A 24520-nucleotide genomic window follows, 5' to 3' on the forward strand; every position below is an offset into this window, starting at 1 on the left:
TGAGCTGAAATCGAAATGTTTGGTGAGCATTTCAACTTGCAAATATCCCCGATTTTTTCTATAGGTCAGAGCCTCTCGGCTCTGGCCTTGTTTGTTGTTCCCGGAACAAAAATACCGGCGTATCGTTCCCGGTGTTCCTTGCTCCATATCGCTTAACCATGCTCGTCGTAACGGGAGCCGTATGTCGATACCACGCTTGAAATCTTATCTTTCTATTTTTGCCACCGTGCTGGTGCTTGGTCAGGCGGTCGCTGTTCAAGCGGCTGAGTTGCCTGACTTCACACAGTTGGTCGAGCAGGCCTCGCCCGCGGTGGTAAACATCAGTACCACGCAGAAACTGCCGGATCGCAAAGTGAGCGAGCAGATGCCCGACCTTGAAGGCTTGCCGCCCATGTTGCGCGAGTTCTTCGAGCGCGGTATGCCGCCACAACCGCGTACACCGCGCGGTGATCGTCAACGCGAAGCCCAGTCCCTGGGGTCAGGTTTCATCATCTCGTCTGATGGCTACATCCTGACCAACAACCATGTGATTGCCGATGCAGACGAAATCCTCGTCCGTCTCGCTGACCGCAGCGAATTGAAAGCCAAACTGGTTGGCACCGATCCGCGTTCCGACGTGGCTCTGCTGAAAATCGAAGGCAAGGATCTGCCGGTCCTCAAGCTCGGCAAATCCCAGGACCTGAAGGCCGGTCAGTGGGTCGTGGCGATTGGCTCGCCATTCGGTTTCGACCATACCGTGACCCAGGGTATCGTCAGCGCCATTGGTCGCAGCCTGCCGAACGAAAACTATGTGCCGTTCATCCAGACCGACGTGCCGATCAACCCGGGTAATTCTGGCGGTCCGCTGTTCAACCTGGCCGGTGAAGTGGTCGGCATCAACTCGCAGATCTACACCCGTTCCGGCGGCTTCATGGGCGTGTCGTTCGCGATCCCGATCGACGTTGCCATGGACGTTTCCAATCAGCTCAAAAGCGGCGGCAAAGTCAGCCGTGGCTGGTTGGGTGTGGTGATTCAGGAAGTGAACAAGGACCTGGCCGAGTCGTTCGGTCTGGAGAAGCCAGCCGGCGCGCTGGTGGCTCAGATCCAGGATGACGGCCCGGCTGCCAAGGGTGGCCTGCAAGTAGGGGACGTGATCCTGAGCATGAACGGCCAACCGATCGTCATGTCCGCCGATCTGCCACACCTGGTGGGCGCGCTAAAGGCCGGCTCGAAAGCTGATCTGGAAGTGATTCGTGAAGGTAAGCGCAAGAATGTCGAGTTGACTGTCGGCGCTATCCCGGAAGAAGGCAAAGAGCTGGATGATCTGCCAAAATCTACCACCGAGCGCAGCAGCAATCGGCTGGGTGTTTCCGTGGTCGAGCTGACGGATGAACAGAAGAAAACCTACGACCTCAAAGGCGGCGTCGTGATCAAGGAAGTCCAGGACGGTCCCGCTTCTCTGATTGGCTTGCAGCCAGGCGATGTGATCACTCACCTGAATAATCAGGCAATCGGTTCCACCAAGGAATTCACGGATATCGCCAAGGCGCTGCCGAAGAACCGCTCGGTGTCGATGCGGGTTCTGCGTCAAGGACGCGCCAGCTTCATCACCTTCAAACTGGCTGAATAATCAGGTTGTCGGTTGAATAAAAAACCGCCTCGAAAGAGGCGGTTTTTTTATGTCTGAAATTTTTTCTGATAAGCGTCAGCCCATCATGTCCTTGATCATGCGCTCCTGTTCCATCAGCTCCCGTTGCCGTGCGTCGATCCGCGATGACAGCGGGAAATTGGTTCCTGCCTTGCGCTTGGCGAAGTCCAGTTGCTGAATGGCCTGACGATAGTCGCCGACCAATGCAAAATACTCGGCGCGGGCCTGATGCAGGCCGATGATGTTGCCTGACAGACCGCGAGTCTCGGCCACCATGTACCAGACATCCGGATCGTCAGGACGGCTCTTGAGCAGGTTCTCCAGTGCTTTTTCCGCCTCGGGCGCACGGTTCTGCTTGAGCAGCAGGTCAACACGCACCGAATTCAGCGGATAGTTGCCCGGATACTGCGTCAGCATTCGGTCAACCCGGGACTGGGCGTCCGGCAGACGATTGTTGGTGATGTCCAGATCGACCTGCGCCAGGTTGTAGATGATCTCGTTCGGCGACTTGGCCAGAAGCAGCTTGAGGTTTTCCCGTGCTTCATTCAGCTGGCCGCCCTTGATCTGGGCGATGGCCAGGCCATAGCGAGCGACATCATTTTTCGGGTTTTCATCAAGCTGGGCGCGAAAGCGTTTGGCGCCCAGGCCTGGGGTTTCTTCATAGATCAACTGGACCCGTGCACGAATCAGCTGATAACGCATCGTGTCTTCGATGCCGCCGGGTTTTGCCTGTTCGGCGCGGTTGCGCGTGTCAGCGATCCGCGACTCGGTCACCGGGTGAGTCAGCAGAAATTCCGGTGGCTTGGCGTCAAAGCGGTACTGGCGCGCCAATCGCTCGAACATGGTCGGCATCGAGCGCGGGTCGTAACCGGCCTTTTCCAGATTGAGGATGCCAATGCGGTCAGCTTCCTGTTCGTTCTGGCGAGAGAAACGCCGTTGTTCCTGAATGGCTGCCGCCTGCGTGCCCGCAATGGCCGCGATCCCGGCATCGCCGGCGCCGGCTGCGGCAATCACGATCCCGGCCAGCAGCGCGGCCATCATCGGCACCTGCATGCGCTGTTGGGCTTCGACGCCACGGGCGAAGTGGCGCTGCGACAAGTGAGCCAATTCGTGAGCGAGTACGGAGGCGTATTCGCCTTCGGTCTGGGCATTGAGGAATAAGCCGCCGTTAACCCCGACAATGCCGCCCGGTGCGGCGAAGGCGTTGAGTTGCGGGCTGTTGATCAGGATGAACTCCAGGCGCCGGTCATTGACCTGGCTGGTCTCTACCAGTCGGTAGACGCTGGATTCGACGTAGTCCTTGAGCTGTGGATCGTTGAGCTGCGAAACCTGGCTGCGCAAAAGCGCCAGCCAGGCACGGCCCAACTGATATTCCTGTTGCGGCGAGACGATGGCAGAACTGGCGTCGCCGAGTGACGGCAAGTCGTCGGCGAAGCCCGGTGAGGCAAGCAGGCAAGCGAGCGTCAGCAGGGTAGGGCGCAAAAAAGTCATGCACAAAGCCTTAGTCGACAAAGACCTTACTGTAGCCGGACACTACGCTTCGGACCAGATATTCTAGCCGCTCGACCACCTGACTCCGGAGTGATGCAATGACCGACGCTGTAGCCCATGACGCCGAGCTCGACGCCAGCGGCCTGAATTGCCCCTTGCCGTTGCTCAAGGCCAAGATGGAACTCAATCGACTGGCCAGCGGGGCAGTGCTGAAGGTAATCGCCACCGATGCGGGCTCGCAGCGCGACTTCCGCACCTTTGCCCGATTGGCCGGTCATACGCTGCTTCGTGAAGAAGATGACGCGGGTGTTTACCGCTACTGGTTGAAAAAAGCCTGAATTCTGCTGCGTTCGTTTCTAAGGATTATTGATGTTCAAAGTGTTACGCGACTGGATTCAGCGCTACTTCTCCGATGAAGAGGCCGTTGTGCTGGCGGTCCTGCTGTTTCTGGCGTTTACCGCCGTGCTAACGCTGGGCGGCATGCTTGCGCCAGTGCTGGCCGGGATGGTGCTGGCGTATCTGATGCAAGGGTTGGTCGTCACTCTCGAACGCCTGCGCATGCCGGGCGGGGTGGCGGTGGGGTTGGTCTTTGCGTTGTTCATGGGGCTGTTGCTGGTGTTCATCGTAGTTGTGGTGCCGTTGCTCTGGCATCAGTTGATTACGCTGTTCAACGAGTTACCCGGCATGCTCGCCAAATGGCAGTCGCTGTTATTGCTGCTGCCCGAGCGCTACCCGCATCTGGTATCCGATGAGCAGGTGCTGCAGGCCATCGAAGTGGCGCGGGGCGAGATTGGCAAGTTCGGTCAGTGGGCGCTGACGTTCTCGCTGTCGAGTCTGCCGTTGCTGGTGAACATCATGATCTACCTGGTGCTGGTGCCGATCCTGGTGTTTTTCTTTCTCAAGGACCGGGAGATGATCGGTCAGTGGGTGCGTGGTTACTTGCCCCGTGAGCGGGCGCTGATCACCCGCGTCGCTCATGAGATGAACCGGCAGATCGCCAATTACATTCGCGGCAAGGTCATCGAGATTTTCATTTGCGGTGGGGTGACCTACATCGGTTTCGTTGTTCTGGGGCTCAACTACGCGGCGCTGCTGGCATTACTGGTGGGCGTGTCGGTGGTGGTGCCTTATGTCGGCGCAGTGGTGGTAACCGTGCCGGTCATGCTGATTGCACTGTTCCAGTGGGGCTGGAGCGATCAGTTCATCTATTTGATGGCGGTCTACGGGATCATCCAGACGCTGGACGGCAACGTGCTGGTGCCGCTGCTGTTCTCGGAAGCGGTCAATCTGCATCCAGTGGCGATCATCTGCGCGGTGTTGTTGTTTGGCGGGCTGTGGGGCTTTTGGGGCGTGTTCTTTGCGATTCCGCTAGCAACCCTGTTCAAGGCTGTACTGGACGCATGGCCGCGCAAAGAGCCGGTGGTGGCGCCGCTGCTTTAACTGCCGGGCTTGATTCTTGAGTAAGGCATAAGGCCTCTTCGCGAGCAGGCTCGCTCCCACATTAAACCGCGTTTGCCTGGACAGCTCGGTCAACTGTGGGAGCGAGCCTGCTCGCGAAAGCGTCCGAAAGGACGCTAAAAAATCAGGCCTTGTTCAGTGCCTGAGCCGCCGCTAATACAGCATCCACATGACCCGGCACCTTCACACCACGCCATTCCTGACGCAACACACCGTCCTTGTCGATCAGGAACGTGCTGCGATCAACGCCCATATATTCTTTGCCATAGAGCTTTTTCAACTTGATCACGTCGAACTGCTGGCAGAGCGCTTCTTCCTTGTCGCTGATCAGCTCGAAGGTGAACGCCTGCTTGGCCTTGAAGTTTTCGTGTGATTTAAGGCTGTCGCGCGACACGCCAAAGACTTCGGTATTGGCAGCTTTAAAGGCGTCGAGCTGGTCACGAAAGCCCTGACCCTGAGTGGTGCAGCCTGGCGTGCTGTCCTTCGGATAGAAGTAAATCACCACCTGCTTGCCTTTGAGGCTCGCGAGGTTGACGGTCTGCCCGCTGGTGGCGGGTGCTTCGAAGTCGGCAACCGGTTGGTCGATGGCAACGGCCATGAAAGCTTCCTTACATTGGGTTTTGTGGGCGCCACGGTTCGATCAGGGCGTCCAGGTTCAGCGCGTCGGCGAAATCCAGGAACTGATCGCGTAGCCAGCTGATTTGCACACCGGCGGGCAAGGTCACGGTAAACGTGGCATTGAGCATGGTGCCGCCGGTTTGCGGAGCCTGATAGGTGTCGCAGGTCAGGTTTTCCAGCTCGACGTTGTGGTCCATGAAGAACTGGCATAGCTCGTTGATGATGTCCGAGCGGTACGCCGAGCTGACATAGGCGACGTATGGCAGGGCCTGAGGACGATTCTCCAGCGCCGCGCTGCGCACGACATTAACGGTGAATGCGTGCTTCTTGGCGAGGCTCGACAGGCTGCCTTCGAGGCGCGCCAGGGCGTCCCAGCTGCCGGAGATCTCGAGGATCAACGCGCTGCACTCGCCATGACGCGTCAGGCGAGAGGTGACCACGGCGCAGCGGTTTTCATGGCTGGCGCGGCACAGGACGTTAGTCAGCTCCATGGGGTTGGCGCCGAGGGCACTGATGACAAGGAATTGTTCGCGAACTGTGGGGGTGGACATGCAGCATTCCTAAAGCGATGAGCGGTCGATACTTCTACGGGCTTTTTTTACCGGGAGCGAGCCTGCGGATGCGAATTCAAAAAACCCGAACCGCAAGGTTGCAACGTGCTCCAGAGTGGCAAGAGCGAGGGGTGGCAACGCTGGATCGGGGCTTGTGATGCCGAAAATGGAGGCTGGAACCCGGCGTACGAGCTTATCAGTACCGATCAAAGTCTGAAGGGTAGCGAAAAGCAGCGCCAAGGGGAATGGCAGCAGCGCAGTACTTCGCTTGTACAAGCATCTTGGCGCCAGTACCATTACCGCTCTCTTTTTCCGGCAGGAGCGGTTGCATGATTGCGGGCAGTATGGTGGCACTGGTCACACCCATGGATGCACAAGGTCGTCTCGACTGGGACAGCCTGAGCAAACTGGTGGACTTTCACCTGCAAAACGGCACCCACGCCATCGTGGCGGTCGGCACCACAGGTGAATCGGCCACCCTTGACGTGAACGAGCACATCGAAGTGATTCGTTACGTGGTGAAGCAGGTTGCAGGGCGCATTCCGGTGATCGCCGGTACCGGCGCCAACTCGACGCGCGAAGCCATCGAGCTGACCACCAATGCGAAGACCGCCGGTGCCGATGCTTGCCTGCTGGTGACGCCGTATTACAACAAACCGACCCAGGAAGGCCTGTACCAGCACTTCAAGGCCATCGCCGAAGCCGTCGACATCCCGCAGATCCTTTATAACGTGCCCGGCCGTACGGCGTGCGACATGCTGGCCGAAACCGTGATCCGCCTGTCGACCGTGAAAAATATCATCGGTATCAAGGAAGCCACCGGCGACCTGTCCCGTGCCAAGGCCATCATCGACGGCGTGAGCAAAGACTTCCTGGTGTTCTCCGGTGACGACGCCACCGCAGTCGAGCTTATGCTGCTTGGCGGCAAGGGCAACATCTCGGTGACCGCCAACGTTGCCCCGCGCGACATGGCCGACCTGTGCAACGCTGCTCTGAAAGGCGACGCCGTGACGGCCCGCGCGATCCACGAGAAGCTGATGCCACTCAATAAAACCCTGTTTATCGAATCCAACCCTATCCCCGTGAAATGGGCACTGCATGAAATGGGCTTGATGCCGGACGGTATCCGTCTGCCGCTCACCTGGCTCAGTGCTGCCTGTCACGAACCGCTGCGGCAGGCCATGCGCCAGTCCGGCGTCCTGGTTTAATTGAGGAAGTACTACGCATGAAGCGATTGGCCGGACTTTCCGCACTTGCCTTGATCATCTCCAGCACCAGTGGCTGCGGATGGGTCTGGGGCCCGGAAGGTTATTTCCGTGACCGCGGTAGCGATTACCTGGAAGCGCAACAGACTGCACCCATGCAATTGCCGTCGGATGTCAGCACCGCCAAACGTCTGGATCCGCTGTTGCCGATCCCGCGCAACGTGGCCGATGACACCGTCAAGGGCGAGTACATCGTTCCTCGCCCGCAGCCGTTGTCGGCAGGGGCTGACGCCAGCGCCTACTCCCTGCAAAAGACCGGTGATTCGCGTTGGATCGTCGCTCAGAACCCGCCGGCCGAAGTCTGGCCAGTGGCCGTACAGTTCTTCCAGGACAACGGTTTCCGTCTGGACGAACAGCGTCCGCAAACCGGCGAATTCACTACCACCTGGCAGCATTCCGACGAACTGTCCGCCGCTATGGCCAAGCGCCTGAGCGCAGCCGGTGTCGGCGCTGACAGCGAAACCCGCGTGCGGGTCCGCATCGAGCCAGGCGTGCAGCGCAACACCAGTGAAGTCTACGTGGTCAGCGCCGAGCGTCCTGCCGGTAGCACCTCCGACGTGGCCTTCACCAACCGTTCGGTCAACACTGGCCTGGACGCGGCACTGGTCGACGACATGCTCGCGAGCATGAGCCGCACCTCGGAGAAGGGCGGTTCGGTCTCCATGCTGGCTTCGCGTGACTCCGATACGCCAAGTCGTGTCAGCCTGAGCGAAGACGGCAGCGGTAACCCTGTCCTGAACGTCGGCAGCGACCTGGATCGTGCCTGGTCGAGCGTCGGTCGTGCGTTGGAACAGGGCGAATGGCGCGTTGAAGACATCAACCGCAGCCTGGGCTTGTACTACATTAACCTGTCGGAAAAAGCCGAGAAGAAAGACGAGAAGCCTGGTTTCTTCAGCGGCCTGTTCGGCAGCGCGCCGAGCAAGGAAGAAGTTGAAGCCCGTGCCGAGCGTTATCAGGTTCGCCTGAGCAAGGTTGGCGACAACGTCCAGGTCACCGTCGAGAAAAACATCAACACCGTGGCGCCGGCAGATGTGGCGCGCAAGGTATTGAGCGTGATTCAGGACAACCTGGGCTGATCTCATGCGTTTTGCCGTTCTCGGCAGCGGTAGCCAAGGGAACGGCACGCTGATAGCCAGCGCTGACACGTATGTGCTGGTGGATTGTGGTTTCTCCCTGCGGGAAACCGAAAAACGCCTGCTGCGCCTGGGTGTGAACCCTGCGCAACTGAGCGCGATACTCGTGACCCACGAACATGCCGACCACGTGCATGGCGTGGGTTTGCTGTCTCGGCGCTACAATCTGCCTGTCTACCTCAGTCGCGGTACCCTGCGCGGGATGCGCAAACCAATTGAACCGGCTGGCCTTCTGGCCGGCGGCGAGCAACTGCAGATCGGCGCACTGAGCATCGGCGTCATTGCCGTGGCCCATGATGCACAGGAGCCGACGCAATACGTCTTCAGTGACGGTGAGCGGCGTTTCGGCCTGTTGACCGACCTGGGCTCGTATTGCAACAAGGTGCTGGACGGCTATCGGGATCTCGATGCGTTGATGATCGAGTCCAACCATTGCCGTGACATGCTGGCTCGCGGTCACTACCCGTACTTTCTCAAGCAACGGGTAGGCGGTGAACTGGGGCATTTGAACAACCATCAGGCGGCATTCCTGGTGTCCGAGTTGGGCTGGCAAGACCTGCAACATCTGGTCCTGGCCCATCTGAGCAGCAAGAACAACCTGCCGCAGCTGGCCCGGCAATGTTTTGTCGACACCCTCGGGTGCGACCCGGACTGGCTGCAACTGGCCGATCAAGATTCAGGGCTCGACTGGCGACACATCGCCTAGCCCACCTACTTAGCAAGCGGAGCCCATCATGGAAAAACGTGAAGAACTCTACCGCGGCAAAGCCAAATCGGTTTTCAAGACCGACGACGCTGACCGCTTGATCCTGCTGTTTCGCAACGACACTTCGGCGTTCGACGGCAAGCGCATCGAGCAGCTCGACCGCAAAGGCATGGTGAACAACAAGTTCAACGCCTTCATCATGCAGAAACTCGAAGCAGCCGGCGTGCCGACCCAATTCGACAAACTGCTGGGCGACAACGAATGCCTGGTGAAAAAACTCGACATGATCCCGGTCGAGTGCGTCGTGCGTAACTACGCCGCCGGCAGCCTGGTCAAGCGCCTGGGCGTCGAAGAGGGCATGAAGCTCAACCCTTACACCTTCGAACTGTTCCTGAAGGACGACGCCAAGGGCGATCCGTTCATCAACGAATCCCACGTCGTGGCATTCGGTTGGGGCACCGCCGAGCAACTGGTTCGCATGAAAGAACTGTCGCTCAAGGTCAACGAAGTCCTGAGCAAACTGTTCGACGACGCCGGCCTGCTGCTGGTCGACTTCAAACTGGAATTCGGCGTGTTCTCCGACGGCTCCATCGTCCTGGGCGACGAATTCAGTCCGGACGGCTGCCGTCTGTGGGACAAGGCCACCGGCAAGAAAATGGACAAAGACCGCTTCCGTCAGGGCCTCGGTGACGTCATCGAAGCCTACGAAGAAGTTGCCAATCGTCTGGGCGTACCGCTTTAATCGACGCAAGCATCTGATAGCACGGAAAAATTTCGCTTAGGGGGTTCGCTTCCGGCAAAAGTGTTGTTATGATGCGCGCCGTTGGAGAGATGCCAGAGTGGCCGAATGGGACGGATTCGAAATCCGTTGTACCTTCACCGGTACCTAGGGTTCGAATCCCTATCTCTCCGCCATTATTGAATAAGACTAAGCCCCTGAAATTGTTAAAGATTTCAGGGGCTTTTTCGTTTCTGGCATTTCGTTTAGGGCAAATTTTCCGCTTTGTTTTCTCGGCGAGCGGTACGAGTTTCTCGCGAAACATAGACGGTATCGCTCTTTGCTATCGAACCTGAACTCTCGCCTGGATCATCCACAATCCCAGCAAAGTCAGAACAGCAAAGCCCCCACCCATCAAGAAAGTGCCTTGGAAGCCTACCGTGTCCCACAGCGCCCCAGCGATGACGCTGGCCAGCAGCAAGGTCAACCCGGTCAACAGATTGAACATGCCAAATGCCGTTCCGCGCAGTTCAGCCGGCGCGCAATCGGCGATCAGGGCGGCGAATATCCCTTGGGTGAACCCCATGTGCAGCCCCCATAGAACGACGCCGACGACCAGGCCATAGACACCCGGCGCGAACGCCAGAGTCAGGTCGGCAGCAATCAGCAATATCAGACCTACGCCGAGCACCGCCACGCGACTGACACGATCAGACAAAGCCCCGGCGGGGTAGGCTGACAGTGAGTACGCCACCCCCATCAGGACAAGCACCGCTGGTGCCCACATCGGCGCCAACCCGACGGCCTGTCCGCGCAGAATCAGAAAGGCTTCGCTGAAGCGCGCCAGGGTGAAAACCGCAGCGACACCCACCACCCACCAGTAGCCAGCACCCAGTCGGGCTAGTTCCCGCCGGCTCAAAGGTGCACGCACCCGGTGCGTCCCTTCCACTTGTTTGGGCTCATGAACGAACACCAGCAGCACCGCGACGGCAAGGAAGGCCGGGATGACGGCCACCCAGAACACAGTCTGGAAGTGGTTCGCGGTTAGCCACATCAATCCGATCGCCAGCAACGGTCCCAGGAATGCACCAACGGTATCCAGAGTTTGCCGCAGGCCGAAAGCTGCCCCCCGTATCGCGGGCGGCGTGATGTCGGCCACCAACGCATCGCGCGGGGCGCCGCGAATACCTTTGCCAATGCGGTCGATAAAGCGAGCTCCGATCAGCCAGTCCAGCGAGCCCGCCAAAGGAAAGATCGGTTTGGACAGCGCCGCCAGCCCATACCCCAGCGCCGCGAGCAGTTTACGCTTGCCCAATCGATCACTGAGTGCCCCGGAGAATACCTTGGTGATCGAGGCCGTAGCCTCGGCTATGCCTTCGATGAGACCCACGGCCAACACGGAGGTACCCAGTACCGTGACCATATAGAGCGGCAACAATGCATGGATCATCTCTGAGGAGATGTCCATCAACATCGAGACGAAGCCCAACGCCCAGATGCCGCCAGGCATGGTGCGCCAGACGTTGCCGGTTGACGTCTTCTTGATTGGCGCAGTAACCGAAGTGCCATCTGACTTGTCAGTGGTTTTCATCATGAGCCTCGAAAGCCTGTTTGGCATAAGGCAGCTTATAGCGCCTCGCGATCCCACATCAGCGTTTTCTGGCTTTCGGTGTAACCCTGGTCATTAGCTATCATGCAATACAGAGCAAATCACCGGATGACGGGGGAATGCATGAACAGATGGCGACGGATTTGGGTGTTTGTGAAGCTGGTGGCAGCATTTGCGGCATGCCTGACCGTTGCTGTTCAGGCTTTTAGCTACATGTTGGAAAGCCCCGATGCAGCGCAAATTCACCCTTTGAGCATTTTGGTTGTTGGACTGATCTTTGGCTTCATCACCTATGGAATCCTTTCACTGATTGAAAGGGCTGTGCGGGGTTTGCTGCCCCATCCTGACCCGGCTCAACCTCAAACAGAACTTGAGGAAGATGCCGTGCTGATGGAAGAACAGCCTCTGGCCCTGTCAGCTGACGATTCAACTCAGCAGAAAAATCAGTGAACAGTCGGTAAGGCATGTATTACTGGACGATCACCAAAGGCTCGAATCAGAGTTTTGACGTCGGACCAGACAGTATCGCAGCGTAAGAAAAATATGCCTCTTCAAGGGAAAAGTTACTCAGCGCAGTCACCCAATTTACCGTCCCCCGAATCTGTTGGTCGTCCCGCCAATCAAGGCTGTATCTGAGAAACATCCCCTGACATTGAAAGACCCTGCTGCAAAAAATCCTCATCTACTCTCGTTTCGCAGGTCACTGATCTGCCGTCATCAGCAATCGCAAGGAGCGAGCAATGTATTTTGAGATTTACAGGCAAACCCGTGGCATCGCACAGACCGGCAAAGGTCAATGGCGGTGGCGTTTGAGGGCGGGTAACCATGAAACGATTGCCAGCGGGGAGGCTTACGTCAATAAGTCTGATTGTGTGCATGCCATCAGTTTGATCAAAGGGACCCACGATCAGACCCCGGTCAAGGAAATCTAGGTTTCAGGTGGTGAAGCTGCTCAGTCAGAGCAGCTTCGTTTTAACGGGCGGTCTTACGGTTATGAGTGCCGCTGCCTGGATCCGGATTAAACGCAAAATGCTTGAGTCGCATAGACGCCGATTGCGACACCTACCTAAACTGTCATCAGATTTGGGAGCGGGGTCAGTGGATGAATCGTAACGAACTACGCAAGGCCGACATCAACCTGATGGTGGTGTTTGAAACGCTGATGCTCGAACGCAACGTCACCCGGGTGGCGGAGAAATTGTTTCTCGGCCAGCCGACCATCAGTTCGGCGCTCAATCGCTTGCGCACGATGTTCAACGACCCGCTGTTCATACGTGTCGGGCATCGTATGGAGCCGACGGCGCGGGCCGAGGAGATTATTCTGCACCTGTCGCCGGCGCTGGATTCGTTGTCGGTGGCGTTGAGCCTGACCCATGATTTCGACCCCGCCAGCAGCACCATGACCTTTCGTATCGGGCTGTCGGACGATGTCGAGTTTGGCCTGCTGCCGCCATTGCTGCGTGCCTTGCGCCAGGAAGCACCCAAGGTGGTGTTCGTGGTGCAGCATGTCGATTACTGGCGGATTCCGGATTTGCTGGCGTCCGGCGATATCACCGTTGGTATCAGCCAGACTCGCGGGCTACCGGCCAACGCCAAGCGCAAGTTGTTGCGGCACATCCTGCCCAGCATTTTGCGGGCGGACGCATCGGACACACCGCTGACGCTCGATGAGTATTGCGCGCGACCGCACGTGCTGGTTTCCCACACCGCCAATGTCAGTGGTTACGCCGATGAGTGGCTGGCGGAGATTGGTCGTACGCGCCACGTCGTCCTATCCGTGCCGCAATACAGCTCGTTGCCGGCCTTGCTAGCCGGGACCGATCTGATCGCCAGTCTGCCGGACTACGCCGCTGAAGCGATGGCCGCATCCGGCCAGCTGTTCAAGGAGCCGTTCCCGATCAAGGCGCCGACCCTGGATCTGTCGATGGTCTGGCTCAGCCATGTCGATACCGACCCGGCCGAGCGCTGGTTGAGGTCGCGGCTGGAGGCGTTCATGAGTGAACGCGCGGTTTTACCACTCGAGTGAGTAGGGCGATGCTGTGTTATATGTACGACCTTTCTGCCAACTTTCAGGAGCTCAGTCATGCCTCACCTGCACATGGAATACACCGCCAACCTGCCCGAGCTCAATGCCGATGTGGCGTTGATTCGTCTCAATAATGCGTTGGTGGCTTCCGGTCAGTTTGCTGCCGAATATGACATCAAGAGCCGAGCGGTGAAGGTTGAGACGTTCAAGGTCGGCACGGTGTCCGGTGAGCGAGCTTTTGTGCATGTGAAACTGGCACTGTTGAGCGGTCGTTCACCGCAGATCAAGCAGCAGTTGTCCGAAAGTTTGCTGGCTGTGGTGCAGGATCTGTGTGAATGGCCGACAGACATTGAAGTCCAGCTGGCCGTGGAAATCCTCGACATCGATCGAGAGTCCTACACCAAGATTGCCATCAGCCACTGAGTTTCAGGCCATTTCCTGCTCGGTGCAGGCCTTGACCACTTGCTCGCGCAGCCAGGTGTTGGCGCTGTCCTGATCGACATTCTGGCTCCACTGCATGTCGAGGCTGAAACCCGGCAAGCCGTTGGGTGCTTCGCAATGATTGAAGATCGCGTCGTTGGCCAGCAATTGCTGGATACGCCGAGGCAGGGTCAGGATGAAGTCGGTACCGGTGATCATCTTCAGTGCGGCGCTGTAGCTGTTGGAGCGCGCGACGATCTGCCGTTTTTGCGCCTGCTGCGCCAGCCAGCCGTCGACCATGTTGGTGGTGGAGGTCCAGGGTGTCGGGAACACGTGCCGGCGTTCGACGAAGGCTTGCAGGCTTAAACGCGGCTCCGGCGGTGTGGCACGTTTATCGAAGACACAGACCAGGTCGTCCTCCAGCAGCATCCGGGATTTGAAATCGCCGTGACTGCGATGAAAGTTCGGGCCGAAGCAAACCACAAGGTCGAGGCTGCCGTCGCGTAGTTCTTCGGCCGGGATGTCGGTTTCGAACTTGTGCATGTTGACCATGACTGGAAGGTCGGCGAAATCGAAGCTTTTCAACAGACGCGGCAGGATCAACTGCTCGAAGTATTCCGGTGCGCAGATATTGAAGGTGACGGGTTGCAGGGTGGGGTCGAATGCTGGCGCACCGGCGTGACACAGGTTGATGCTTTCCAGGATCTTCAGCACATGGGCGTACATGGTGCTGGCTTTGTAGGTAGGGCGCATGCCCGCGCGGGTATTGATGAACAGTTCGTCTTCGAAACTGGTGCGCAGCTTTTTCAGGCAGTAACTCACGGTGGACTGGCTGACGCAGAGCGCCTCGGATACACCGCTGACGCTGCTTTGCTCATACACGGCGATAAACACCATGAGGTCCTGCATATCGAGCTTTCTAAGCAAGTTACTGTTCAGCATCCGTTGGGTCTCGCTGTGCTCCTTGCGCTGACTGTGCGCAAACTTGTGCGAGTGATCCTAACGGAACGATGGTGCCAGGAGAATGCCTTGCAGGAGTTTTCATGGAAAGTTGTGGGGCAGTTCCAGAGGTTTTCAGCCCTGAACGGCGGCAGGCACCCCGCGGCGGCTGGACATCAGCAGTGCCCACATACCGACTCCCACCAGCAGCGCCCCGATGATTTCCAGCGGCAACGGCGACTGACGTAACCAGAACCAGTGAAACAATGTGAGAAACAGCGTGCTCAGGTAAATGTAGGAAATGACCGAGGAAGGGGCGATAACGCCGATGGCCCGATGCAGCAGCCAGAAGGTCGCCAGTGTGGCGAACACCGCCAGGTAAATCAGCCACCAGAAATCGCTCACGGTCAGCAATGACGCCGATCGCCAGCCGCCGCTGAACCCACAGAATGCCAGCAGAAACAGCGCGCCGAACAGCATGTTCCAGAAAGTCATGCCCACCGGGCCGCGTCCCTTGAGGCTGCTGGCCTTGAGCCGTTGACTCAGGGGCGAGTAGAGCGCCATCGCCAGGCATCCGATGCCATACACCGACATTGCATACAGCGAAGGCAGCTCACCAGGGCCTGCGCCTTTCAAAACCAGCAACACGGCCCCGGCAGCGGCAATCAGCATCGGCAGCACCCGCTGTTTCAGGTTGCTGTCGGGCATCAAAACGGCTTCAAACAGCAAAGTCAGCAAAGGCACCAAGGTGAACATCGTCCCGGTGTTGACCGCCGAGGTATAGCGCAGTGCCTCGAACAGCGAGCCGAAATACACCGCCAGCAGCAAGCCGAGCACGGCATGGCCGAACAGTCCGCGGGCGGTCATGGCGGTATCGCCCTTGAACAGCAGCAGCGGCAAAAACACCAGGGCGCAGAACAGCAGGCGCAAACCGGTCAGCAGGATCGGGTCGATGGCCTGGCTGACCTGTGCCGCCGCAGAAAACGATGCAGCGATCAACAGTGCCCAGAGCAACATGCCGGCGTGAGCGGCGGCGAAACCGGTGTATTTCATGATGTGGGTTCCTGGGTCAGTGAATGTGTTGGGCGTAATGCCGCGGATCGAAGCGCAAGACCATCAGGATCATCAGTGCCATGACGCCGGTCAGAGACCACCAGGCCCATTCGAAGCCCCCGAGCTGATCGCGGATCAACCCGGCAATCAGCGGCGAGAGACCGGCGATCAGATAGCCGATGCCTTGCACGAACGCGGTCAGGCCACCGGCACGCTGGGGATTGTCCAGATGATCCAGGGACACGATCAGGCTCATCGGGAACAGTCCGCCGATGCCGAGCCCCAGCAGACATGGCCACAACAGAGTCAGGTGTTGCGGGCTGAGAATAAGCCCGCAGAAACCGGCCATGATCAGCGCCAGCAACACCACCAGCACCACGCGCCGGTCACGTCTGCGGTTGGCGATGGCCGGTGTCAGCAGGCCGGACAACACTTCCATGGCGGTCAAGAAACCCAGCAGCAACCCGGCGTTTTGTTCGCTCCAACCCTTTTCCACGTAGTACGGCGCCAGCCAGGCCAGCACACAGGTGTAGGACGCCGTGCCCAGGCCGAAGAAAATGGCGAGCAGCCAGGCGCGGGAATTGCCGAAGAAAGGCCCATTGCGTTGCGCTTGAGCAGGCTGCACTGGCATCCGTTCACGTTGCAGGCACCAAAACAGCAGCGCTACCAGCGCCAGTGCCGCCCAGATCGCCAGGCCCACGCGCCAGCTGCCGGTGCGGATCATCACCAGCGGCGCAAACGACGCCGCAATCGCTGCGCCGCCCATGATCGAGGTGACGTAGAGCCCCATGCACACGGAAACGTGATCGCTGAAGCGGGATTTGATCAGCACCGGCATCAATGCCTGGATCAGCGCGATACCGAAACCCGCCAGCACGGCGCTAATGATCAGTTCGGCCGCCGAATCGAGGAATAACCGCGACACCGTGGCCACGCCGATGATCAGCAGCGAGAGCACCACGGTGCGTTGTTCGCCGATTCGTTGGCTGACGCCCAGCCCAAAGAACATTGCCAGCCCCATCGTCATCACTGGCAGCATGGTCAACAGCGAGGCCAGGCTGAAACTCAGTGCGATGTCGCCGCGAATCGCCGACAGCAAAGGACCGACGGCGGCCATGGAAGGCCGCAGGTTCAGGGCGACAAGAAGGATGCTGAACATCAGCCAGAGGGCGGGGCGGGAGATTGCACGAACGTTTTCCATCTATCGGACCTTGAATGACAAGGAGCCGATTAGGCGCGCGAGGCCTGCGGGCCGCAAATCAGAAAGTCCGGAGTATTATTTAGAAATTAAATATCTCTCCCGCAATGGATAGGTGGTGTCTTGGAGTTGATTGTTTAGCCAGCCCACAACCAAAGTTCTTCAAATCCTGATTTAACGACTTATCTACCCGTGTGACGCTGCGGCTCATCTGTTTCCTGTGGTTTTTTCTATGGACGGTTGTCCCGTCGCACTTCCCTCCGAATTAGCCTTTTGGGCGCTGTGGCACTGCCGTCACGCGCGCCCACCGGATTCCTGCATTTCCCGTTGATTGTTCTTACAGGTCCCGCGCTATGCGCCGGGATCAAAGCGGCGACGCCTGTGCGTTTGCCTGACGCGGAAATAAGAGAATTCCCATGAGTGTTGCCACAACATCTTTCGCCTCCAAGCAAGAAGCCCTGACCTTTCTGGAACAGAACCCGGATATCGAGATGTTCGAGTTGTTCATCCTCGACAACAACGGTGTACCTCGGGGCAAGTTGCTGCATCGCGATGAACTGCTGGCGGTGTACGAAAGCGGGCGGCCATTGCCGAGCACCATTCTTGGCCTGACCATCAACGGCGATGACGTGGAAAACTCCGGCCTGGTCTGGGACGTTGGCGATATCGACTGTCGGGCGTACCCGATCAGCGGCAGTTTGACGCGCATGCCGTGGCGGCTGATTCCTACGGCGGCGGTGCAGGTCAGCATGCACCCGAAGGAAGGCATGCCCGCGACAATTGCCGATCCACGGCATCTGCTGGCGAAAGTCATCGAAGGTTTGCAGGCCGACGGGTATTACCCGGTGATGGCGGCGGAGCTGGAGTTCTACCTGCTGGATCAGCAGCGTGATAGCAACGGGCGACCGCAACCGGCGCGGGATGTCGATGGCGGGCGGCCGCGAGGGACTCAGGTCTACGGCTTGCGTGAACTGGAACAGATCGAGCCGTTTCTGGCCGATCTCTATAGCGCCTGCAAACTCCAGGGCATTCCTGCGCGCACGGCGATTTCCGAATACGCGCCGGGGCAAGTGGAAATCACCCTCGAACACCGCACCGACGCCTTGCAGGCGATGGACGAAGCGGTGCGCTACAAACGACTGGTCAAGGGCGTGGCGCACAAGCACGGGATGACGGCGTGCTTCATGGCCAAACCTTTCGACGACCTGGCGGGCACTGGCATGCACATGCACGTCAGCCTGGCGGACAAGGAGGGCAACAACCTGTTTGCCAGCGAAGCCCCGGACGGCACGCCACTGCTCAAGCAGGCGGTCGGCGGGATGCTCAGCACCTTGCTCGATTCGTTGCTGCTGTTCTGTCCGAACGCCAACTCTTACCGTCGCTTCCAGACCAACAGCTATGCGCCGCTGGCACCCACGTGGGGCGTGGACAATCGCACCGTGAGTTTGCGCGTGCCCGGCGGGCCGGCGTTTTCCCGGCACATCGAACACCGCATCTGTGGCGCCGACGCCAACCCGTATCTGGCAGCCGCAGCGATTCTGGCCGGGATCCATCGCGGTATACGCGAACAACTCGATCCTGGTGCGCCGGTGGAGGGCAATGGCTACGCCCAGGCCACGGAACTGTTGCCGACCGACTGGCTGACTACGTTGCGAGCGCTGGAAGGTTCGAGCTGGGCTCGGGAAGCGTTCGGCGGTGAGTTCCTCGGCGTGTACCTGGCAGTAAAACGTGCCGAGTATCGACAGTTCATGGGCGAGGTCGGCGAGCAGGACTGGCGTTGGTATTTGAATCAAGCCTGAACAGAACCTGAATCATTCTCAAATAAGTTGAGCGTTTTGGCCTCGCTCCATGAGCCAACTAATCGTTGGCTTCTTTTTCACAAAAAATTGATGGTTGGCAGCCTAAAATCAGTGATGTTACGGCCAATGAAATTTTCACATTTGGCGAAGGCACTTTTATTCAGGAACAGCCGATCATCATGTTGAAGATTAAAGCCGTGCGCCCCGAATGGGTAACACTGATTGCCAGCGCCTTTCTATTGGCAGGATTCAATTTAGTTCTCTGGCAACACCTGTTTGAAATCACGGCCTCTGACGGTCAAGGCATCGTCATGCGGGTGGCATTCGGGGCGATGATCCTTGCTGCTTTCAACATTGTGCTGACCCTGCTGGCGTTCCGGCCGGTAATGAAACCCGTTTTGACGCTGATCTTTATGGTCAGTGCCAGCGTCGCGTACTTCATGGGTCAATATGGCGTGCTGATTGACACCGGCATGTTGCGTAACTTTGCGCAAACGAATGCGACGGAAGTGCGTGACTTGCTGTCGTTGAAGTTGCTTGTTTATATCCTTCTGCTGGGTGTCTTGCCGTCGTTGTTGTTGTGGCAGATCCCGGTTAATTACCGTCGCTGGCACCGTGAGCTATTAAGTAAAGCACTGGTAACTGTCGCGTCGGTTGCCGTGATTGGTGGCGTTGCACTGGTTAACTATCAGGGCCTGTCTTCGTTGTTTCGCAATCATCATGAATTGCGCCTGATGGTCGTGCCAAGCAATTACATCGGTGCCTCTTTCGGCTTTCTGCGTGAGCAGGTCGCCTCTGCGCACCAGCCCTTTGTCAAACTGGGTGAAGATGCCCAGCGAAATCCCGCCTTGCAAACCCACGGCCGCAAATCCCTGACCGTACTGGTGGTGGGCGAAAGTGCCCGGGCCGAGAACTTCGGCATCCTGGGGTATGACCGTGACACCACACCAAAACTGAGTAAAGAAGCCGGCCTGATCGCTTTTACCGATGTGCATTCCTGCGGGACGGAAACAGCGGTGTCGGTGCCGTGCATGTTCTCCGACATGGGCCGCAAGAATTACAACGCCAGCAAGGCGAAGAACCAGGAAGGTCTGCTGGACGTGCTCAAACGCGCGGGTCTCGACGTGATCTGGCGCGATAACCAATCGGGCTGCAAGGGCACTTGCGATCGGGTCACCCTCGACGACGTCAGTAACCTGAAAGACCCGGTACTGTGCGCCAATAGCGAATGCCGCGATGAAATCCTGCTGCAGGGTTTGCAGCACTTCATCGATACCCTGGATAAAGACACGGTACTGGTGTTGCACCAGATGGGCAGTCACGGTCCGGAATACTTCAAGCGCTACCCGAAAGAATATGAGCACTTCACCCCGGTTTGTGAAAGTAACGCCCTGAACAATTGCAGTCGCGAAAGTATCGTCAATGGCTACGACAACACCTTGGTGTATACCGATCACGTGTTGTCCACCCTGATCGATTTGTTGCGTAGCAATCAGAACAAAGTCGACACCGCGATGCTCTATCTGTCGGACCATGGCGAATCCCTGGGCGAGTACAACTTGTTCCTGCATGGCACGCCTTACATGCTGGCACCGGAACAACAAAAACATGTTGCGATGCTGGCCTGGTTTTCCGACAGCTATCAAAAGTCGTTCTCGGTGGACGCTAATTGCCTGCAACAGAGTCGTGAAAAACCCTTGAGCCAGGACAACCTGTTCCATTCGATGCTCGGTCTGCTGGAAGTCAAGAGCAAGGTGTACAACCAGAATCTTGATATGTTTGCCGGATGTCGTGGTGCGGTAATCGACGGTGTGTTGGCCAAAGACTAAATGCCTCAACCTTTTTTCATGCGCCGGCCCCCTAATCAGCGGCTGGTAGAGTTTCCCCCGAGAGCCATTGCACATGTCCGCTCAACCCCCATCTGCCATCGAGCTTGAGATCGCCCGGCGCTACGATCAGGAGCACGCCCGCGTCTGTCTTCAGCCGGGGCCGCGTGGTCTGGCCGGGCGGTTGACGTTCTGGCGTGACGAGCAACTGGTGCGCAATGCGCTCAAGGCTGCCGGCGAGCCGGGTCTGGTGCTAGATGTGGCTTGCGGTGTCGGGCGTTTCTGGCCAGTACTGGCCGAGCATGCAAACCGGGTGATCCTCGCGGCCGATCCGTCTCAGGACATACTCGATCATGCCCGCACCCACCATCCGCAGAGCTTGCTGGAGCGGGTCAAGACCTTTCAGAGTTCAGCGTTCACCATCGGCTTGTCGGCGAATGCGGTTGATTGCATTTTTTGCATGCAGCTGTTTCAAGACATCGTCTGCCCCGAGCATCGTTTGGCCATGCTTAAGGAATTCCATCGGGTCAGTCGCGATACGGTGATTGTGGCGGTACGGGTCGATGCTCATTTCAAAGGCAGGCGCACGGATGCACAGGGCGTTCCGGCCCGACCGTTGGCCAGCAAGGCCGACGTAGAAGCCGAGTTCAAGCGCGCAGGTTTGCGCTTGCTCAGTCATCAGGACTTCCTTCCCGGCTGTGCGCGGATGCGCGTCTACGTACTGCGTAAGGCCGGCTAGTCTCCGCTTGTCAGACATTTCTTGCTGTTTGGAAGGCATTTTCGCTAAAGCTCTTGTTCAGTGGATGCGCGGAAATTGCCGGGGGCGATATATACTGCGCGCCATTCTTCAAGGGAGAGCCGTGTGGCCATCGATATTCACTGGATTCGCGACAACGATAGCCTCGGTCAGTTTTGCGCCGAGTGGCAGCAGCTGCCATTCGTTGCCCTCGACACCGAATTCATGCGGGTCGACACCTTTTATCCGATTGCAGGCCTGCTGCAGATCGGCGATGGCGTACGCGCTTACCTGATTGACCCGCTGAGCATCGACAACTGGCAGCCTCTGGCCGCGTTGCTGGAAAACCCGGCCGTGGTCAAAGTCGTCCATGCGTGCAGCGAAGACCTCGAAGTCCTGCTGCGCCTGACCGGCAACCTGCCGGCGCCGCTGTTCGACACTCAGTTGGCCGCCGCTTACCTGAACCTCGGTTTTTCCATGGGCTATTCGCGGCTGGTGCAGGAAGTGCTGGGCATCGACCTGCCCAAGGGCGAGACCCGTTCCGACTGGCTGCAACGTCCACTTTCCGACACCCAAATCAGCTACGCCGCCGAAGATGCTTTGCACTTGGCGGAAGTTTTCGTACAGCTTCGTCCGAAGCTTTCTGACGACAAGTACGCTTGGGTCCTGGAAGACGGCGCCGAGCTGGTGGCCAACCTGCGCCGCGAAGTTGATCCATATGAGGTCTATCGCGAAGCCAAGCTGGCCTGGAAGCTCTCCCGTGCCCAACTCGTCGTATTACGTGAACTGTGCGCCTGGCGCGAGCGCGAAGCCCGCGCCCGTGATCTGCCGCGTAACCGCATCGTGCGTGAGCATTCCCTGTGGCCGCTGGCGCGGACTCAGCCGGACAACCTCGGCGCGTTGGCGAAAATCGAAGACATGCACCCGCGTACCGTGCGTCAGGACGGCGAGTTTCTGCTTGATCTGATCAAACGCTCTGGCAGTGTGTCGCCTGATCAATGGCCGCCAGCGGTGCCGGAGCCTTTGCCGGTGGACGCCGCCACGCTGGTCAAACAGCTGCGGGCGATCGGCCAGGCCGAAGCCGAACGCCTGAACATTGCGCCGGAGCTGATGCTGCGCAAGAAAACCCTGGAAGCGCTGCTCAAGAGCGGCTATCCCAACGGTCCTTACCAATTGCCTGATTCGCTGCGTGGCTGGCGCCGCGAGTTAATGGGCCAAGCGCTGCTCGACAGCCTGGCCACCGCCGGAGAACAGCCTTGAAACGTATTTGTTCCATCTATCGAAGCTTGAAGAAAAACGAGATGTACCTCTATGTGCTCAAAAGCGATGCACTGGAGCGCGTCCCGGAAAGTCTGATGGCCGCCTTCGGCAAACCGCATCACGCCTTCGACCTGGTGCTGACCCCCGAGCGAAAGCTATCGCGCGAGGACATCACCGTGGTGCTGGAAAACCTTGAGAAGCAGGGTTACCACTTGCAAATGCCGCCGGCCGAAGACGAGTACATCGAACACTTGCCGGAAGAATTGCTGCGCCGCAACGACCCGATGTAACCGGCAGACAGGCTCTGTTCAGAGCCTTTATGAAACACTGGAATGATTTTGGCGAGGGCCAGGGCGATGGGGCGTTACTCCATCGGCGGCCGTCTGCACTGTTTTTGAAAGGTTTGAACCATGCGCGTTCTGATTGCTGAACACGACCACCCGGTGTACGCCCAGCTGTTGCGTCAAGCAGCGCCTGACCTGGAAGTGCTGACCAGCGGCGACTCCGCCGAACTGGCCAGCCAAGCCGCTGATTGTCCGATCTGGCTCGGTCAGCCGGACCTGCTGGCGACCTTGCTGCGTCAGGGGCACGAGCCACAATGGCTGCAATCGACCTGGGCGGGCATCACGCCGCTGCTGGCCGACGGCTTGCCTCGTCACTATCGCCTGACTCGGGCGGTGGGCATTTTCGGCCAGGTCATGGCCGAATACGTGCTGACCTACATGCTCGGCCACGAGCGCGAAGTGCTGCCGCGGCTGGTCAGCCAGGTCGAGCGCAAGTGGGACAGTCGCCAGGGCCAAAGCCTGGCCGGCCGCAAAGTGTTGATCGTCGGCACCGGTGACATCGGCCAGACCGTGGCGCAGTTCCTGGTGCCGTTTGGCGTCGAGTTGTACGGCATCGCCAGCGAAGCCCGCGAGCAGGCGCCGTTTGTCGAAGTCGGGGCGCTGGCTGATTTGCCGCGTCTGGTGGGTGAAGTGGATTACGTGATCAATCTGCTGCCGAATACGCCGAACACCCATGACCTGTACGACGCGGCGCTGTTCAAGCAATTCAAACCGACCGGGTTGTTCATCAACGTCGGACGCGGCGTGGCAGTGGTCGATGCGGACCTGGTGGAAGCCTTGAAAGAGGGGCATCTGGCCGGTGCGGTGATCGACGTCTGCCGCCAGGAGCCGCTGCCGCAACGTCATCCGTTCTGGACCGCCTGGGGCTTGCTGCTGACCGGTCACAGCTCGGCCCCGACCTCGCCATCGATGATGGTCAATCTGTTCGTCGAGAACCTTCGGGCGTATCAGGCGGGTGAGGCATTGCGCGGGGAAGTGGATTTCAACCGCGGCTACTGAATCCACCGCTTACTTGAATATTGTGCAAAACCTGTGGGAGCGAGCCTGCTCGCGAAAGCGGTCTGTCAGTCAACAGTGATGTTGAATGTGATGGCCCCTTCGCGAGCAGGCTCGCTCCCACATTGGTTTTTCGGTGTGGTTTAGAGGGTGAAGTCGCCTTCGGCAGCGAGTTCGCTCAGCGGACGACGCGGGCTTGGCTCTTCACGCGCTTGCAGGTAATCCGCCAGCGTCGCCTTGTCGCCCAGTTTGCCCACCGCCACCGCCGCGTGCAGTGCATAACCCTCGGGAATGTTCAGCTCCTTGCGGGTCAGGTCCTGGTCGAAACCGGCCATGCCGTGGGTGTGCCAGCCGCTGATGCTAGCCTGCAGCGCCAGATGACCCCAAGCGGAACCGGTGTCGAAGGTGTGCCACAAGGCCGGGGTCTCTTCGGTGGCGCCAGGCACCGCGAAGGTGGTTTTCGAGATCACGATCACCAGTGCCGAGGCGTGTTGCGCCCAGCTGCGGTTGAACTCATTCAGCAGGCCCAGAAAACGCTCCCAGTTTGGCGTGTCGCGACGCGCATACAGAAACCGCCAAGGCTGCGAGTTGTAGGCCGATGGCGCCCAGCGTGCAGCTTCGAAGAAGCTCAGCAGGGTTTCTTCGGAGATCGCTTCGCCGGTGAAGGCGCGGGGCGACCAGCGGTCGGTGAACTGAGGGTGGATGGCATAGTCGGCAATGCGTGGATTAGCACTCATCAAGAGATTC

At 58.6% G+C, this 24520-nt stretch carries 25 protein-coding genes and 1 tRNA gene; 18 read left to right on the forward strand and 8 right to left on the reverse strand.

All coding sequences use genetic code 11. The annotated features are described in order from the left end of the window. The first annotated feature begins 181 nt into the window (after positions 1–181). Entirely contained in the window at positions 182–1609 is a 1428-nt protein-coding gene (locus JFU47_RS24405; protein WP_140677394.1) for a DegQ family serine endoprotease, read from the forward strand. A 75-nt stretch (positions 1610–1684) separates the two neighbouring features. Here JFU47_RS24405 and JFU47_RS24410 read toward each other — a convergent pair whose 3' ends face one another. Continuing rightward, positions 1685–3118 carry a M48 family metalloprotease gene (locus JFU47_RS24410; RefSeq protein ID WP_056742551.1) on the reverse strand — a complete coding sequence of 478 codons (1434 nt, stop codon included), beginning with the start codon at positions 3116–3118 and terminating at the stop codon, positions 1685–1687. Positions 3119–3216: 98 nt separating this feature from the next. Here JFU47_RS24410 and JFU47_RS24415 point away from each other — a divergent pair, with 98 nt between their 5' ends. Together JFU47_RS24415 and JFU47_RS24420 are read left to right on the forward strand one after the other, a co-directional pair. Continuing rightward, entirely contained in the window at positions 3217–3456 is a 240-nt protein-coding gene (locus JFU47_RS24415) for a sulfurtransferase TusA family protein (RefSeq protein ID WP_123366784.1), read from the forward strand. Positions 3457–3487: 31 nt separating this feature from the next. Continuing rightward, positions 3488–4558, forward strand: a complete 1071-nt coding sequence (locus JFU47_RS24420; protein WP_046055715.1) for an AI-2E family transporter — start codon at positions 3488–3490, stop codon at positions 4556–4558. 142 nt (positions 4559–4700) lie between these two features. Here JFU47_RS24420 and JFU47_RS24425 read toward each other — a convergent pair whose 3' ends face one another. Together JFU47_RS24425 and JFU47_RS24430 are read right to left on the reverse strand one after the other, a co-directional pair. Beyond that, a complete protein-coding gene (locus JFU47_RS24425) occupies positions 4701–5174 on the reverse strand; it encodes a peroxiredoxin (protein WP_008153083.1) in 474 nt (157 codons plus the stop codon). Between the two features lie 10 nt (positions 5175–5184). Continuing rightward, a complete protein-coding gene (locus tag JFU47_RS24430; protein WP_046055714.1) occupies positions 5185–5745 on the reverse strand; it encodes a glycine cleavage system protein R in 561 nt (186 codons plus the stop codon). 329 nt (positions 5746–6074) lie between these two features. Between JFU47_RS24430 and dapA the strand changes: the two genes are divergently transcribed. The 5 genes from dapA to JFU47_RS24455 all read left to right on the forward strand — a co-directional run bounded on the left by dapA (position 6075) and on the right by JFU47_RS24455 (position 9764). Continuing rightward, the gene (gene dapA / locus JFU47_RS24435) at positions 6075–6953 is read left to right on the forward strand and encodes a 4-hydroxy-tetrahydrodipicolinate synthase (protein ID WP_123366783.1); all 879 of its coding nucleotides are present in this window, start codon (positions 6075–6077) and stop codon (positions 6951–6953) included. Positions 6954–6970: 17 nt separating this feature from the next. Further along, a complete protein-coding gene (gene bamC / locus JFU47_RS24440) occupies positions 6971–8086 on the forward strand; it encodes an outer membrane protein assembly factor BamC (protein WP_140677388.1) in 1116 nt (371 codons plus the stop codon). Between the two features lie 4 nt (positions 8087–8090). After that, positions 8091–8849, forward strand: coding sequence for an MBL fold metallo-hydrolase (locus JFU47_RS24445; protein WP_201186220.1), 759 nt, complete (start codon positions 8091–8093; stop codon positions 8847–8849). A gap of 28 nt (positions 8850–8877) precedes the next feature. Then, on the forward strand, positions 8878–9591 hold the full coding sequence (purC, locus tag JFU47_RS24450; protein ID WP_008034929.1) for a phosphoribosylaminoimidazolesuccinocarboxamide synthase: 714 nt from the start codon (positions 8878–8880) through the stop codon (positions 9589–9591). An 83-nt stretch (positions 9592–9674) separates the two neighbouring features. Beyond that, positions 9675–9764 (forward strand) — tRNA-Ser (locus JFU47_RS24455). Between the two features lie 146 nt (positions 9765–9910). On the opposite strand, the gene JFU47_RS24460 is transcribed toward JFU47_RS24455, so the two are convergent. Then, the gene (locus JFU47_RS24460) at positions 9911–11077 is read right to left on the reverse strand and encodes an MFS transporter (protein ID WP_201187325.1); all 1167 of its coding nucleotides are present in this window, start codon (positions 11075–11077) and stop codon (positions 9911–9913) included. Positions 11078–11299: 222 nt separating this feature from the next. Here JFU47_RS24460 and JFU47_RS24465 point away from each other — a divergent pair, with 222 nt between their 5' ends. The 4 genes from JFU47_RS24465 to JFU47_RS24480 all read left to right on the forward strand — a co-directional run bounded on the left by JFU47_RS24465 (position 11300) and on the right by JFU47_RS24480 (position 13625). Further along, on the forward strand, positions 11300–11626 hold the full coding sequence (locus tag JFU47_RS24465) for a hypothetical protein (protein ID WP_170206190.1): 327 nt from the start codon (positions 11300–11302) through the stop codon (positions 11624–11626). 290 nt (positions 11627–11916) lie between these two features. Next, on the forward strand, positions 11917–12108 hold the full coding sequence (locus JFU47_RS24470) for a YegP family protein (RefSeq protein ID WP_008074435.1): 192 nt from the start codon (positions 11917–11919) through the stop codon (positions 12106–12108). A gap of 170 nt (positions 12109–12278) precedes the next feature. Then, positions 12279–13202 carry a LysR substrate-binding domain-containing protein gene (locus JFU47_RS24475; RefSeq protein WP_201186229.1) on the forward strand — a complete coding sequence of 308 codons (924 nt, stop codon included), beginning with the start codon at positions 12279–12281 and terminating at the stop codon, positions 13200–13202. 57 nt (positions 13203–13259) lie between these two features. Further along, positions 13260–13625, forward strand: coding sequence for a 5-carboxymethyl-2-hydroxymuconate Delta-isomerase (locus JFU47_RS24480; RefSeq protein WP_201186234.1), 366 nt, complete (start codon positions 13260–13262; stop codon positions 13623–13625). Positions 13626–13628: 3 nt separating this feature from the next. Here JFU47_RS24480 and JFU47_RS24485 read toward each other — a convergent pair whose 3' ends face one another. The 3 genes from JFU47_RS24485 to JFU47_RS24495 all read right to left on the reverse strand — a co-directional run bounded on the left by JFU47_RS24485 (position 13629) and on the right by JFU47_RS24495 (position 16815). After that, positions 13629–14564, reverse strand: a complete 936-nt coding sequence (locus JFU47_RS24485; RefSeq protein WP_201186236.1) for a LysR family transcriptional regulator — start codon at positions 14562–14564, stop codon at positions 13629–13631. 132 nt (positions 14565–14696) lie between these two features. Further along, positions 14697–15614, reverse strand: a complete 918-nt coding sequence (locus JFU47_RS24490; protein WP_201186237.1) for a DMT family transporter — start codon at positions 15612–15614, stop codon at positions 14697–14699. Positions 15615–15630: 16 nt separating this feature from the next. After that, positions 15631–16815, reverse strand: coding sequence for a cyanate transporter (locus tag JFU47_RS24495; RefSeq protein ID WP_201186242.1), 1185 nt, complete (start codon positions 16813–16815; stop codon positions 15631–15633). Positions 16816–17228: 413 nt separating this feature from the next. Here JFU47_RS24495 and JFU47_RS24500 point away from each other — a divergent pair, with 413 nt between their 5' ends. The 6 genes from JFU47_RS24500 (at position 17229) to JFU47_RS24525 (ending at position 23776) form a co-directional block, all read left to right on the forward strand. Beyond that, positions 17229–18611, forward strand: a complete 1383-nt coding sequence (locus JFU47_RS24500; RefSeq protein ID WP_140677361.1) for a glutamine synthetase family protein — start codon at positions 17229–17231, stop codon at positions 18609–18611. A 179-nt stretch (positions 18612–18790) separates the two neighbouring features. Then, positions 18791–20440 carry a phosphoethanolamine transferase gene (locus JFU47_RS24505; protein WP_201186243.1) on the forward strand — a complete coding sequence of 550 codons (1650 nt, stop codon included), beginning with the start codon at positions 18791–18793 and terminating at the stop codon, positions 20438–20440. A gap of 73 nt (positions 20441–20513) precedes the next feature. Then, a complete protein-coding gene (locus JFU47_RS24510; RefSeq protein ID WP_201186245.1) occupies positions 20514–21176 on the forward strand; it encodes a class I SAM-dependent methyltransferase in 663 nt (220 codons plus the stop codon). 123 nt (positions 21177–21299) lie between these two features. Next, positions 21300–22433, forward strand: coding sequence for a ribonuclease D (gene rnd, locus JFU47_RS24515; RefSeq protein ID WP_201186246.1), 1134 nt, complete (start codon positions 21300–21302; stop codon positions 22431–22433). Further along, positions 22430–22723 (forward strand): YcgL domain-containing protein, encoded by a 294-nt coding sequence (locus JFU47_RS24520; RefSeq protein WP_007898694.1) that lies wholly within the window; start codon positions 22430–22432, stop codon positions 22721–22723. The genes rnd and JFU47_RS24520 overlap by 4 nt, the downstream gene beginning before the upstream one ends. 120 nt (positions 22724–22843) lie before the next feature. After that, complete coding sequence (locus tag JFU47_RS24525) at positions 22844–23776, forward strand: D-2-hydroxyacid dehydrogenase (protein ID WP_123366771.1); 933 nt, start codon at positions 22844–22846, stop codon at positions 23774–23776. A gap of 140 nt (positions 23777–23916) precedes the next feature. Here the strand turns inward: JFU47_RS24525 and JFU47_RS24530 are convergent, their stop codons facing one another. Continuing rightward, positions 23917–24510: a nitroreductase family protein gene (locus JFU47_RS24530; RefSeq protein WP_123366770.1), complete on the reverse strand. Its 594-nt coding sequence runs from the start codon at positions 24508–24510 to the stop codon at positions 23917–23919. Positions 24511–24520 lie beyond the last annotated feature (10 nt).

Source organism: Pseudomonas sp. TH39(2020), from assembly GCF_016650715.1.
Taxonomy (GTDB): domain Bacteria; phylum Pseudomonadota; class Gammaproteobacteria; order Pseudomonadales; family Pseudomonadaceae; genus Aquipseudomonas; species Aquipseudomonas mandelii_C.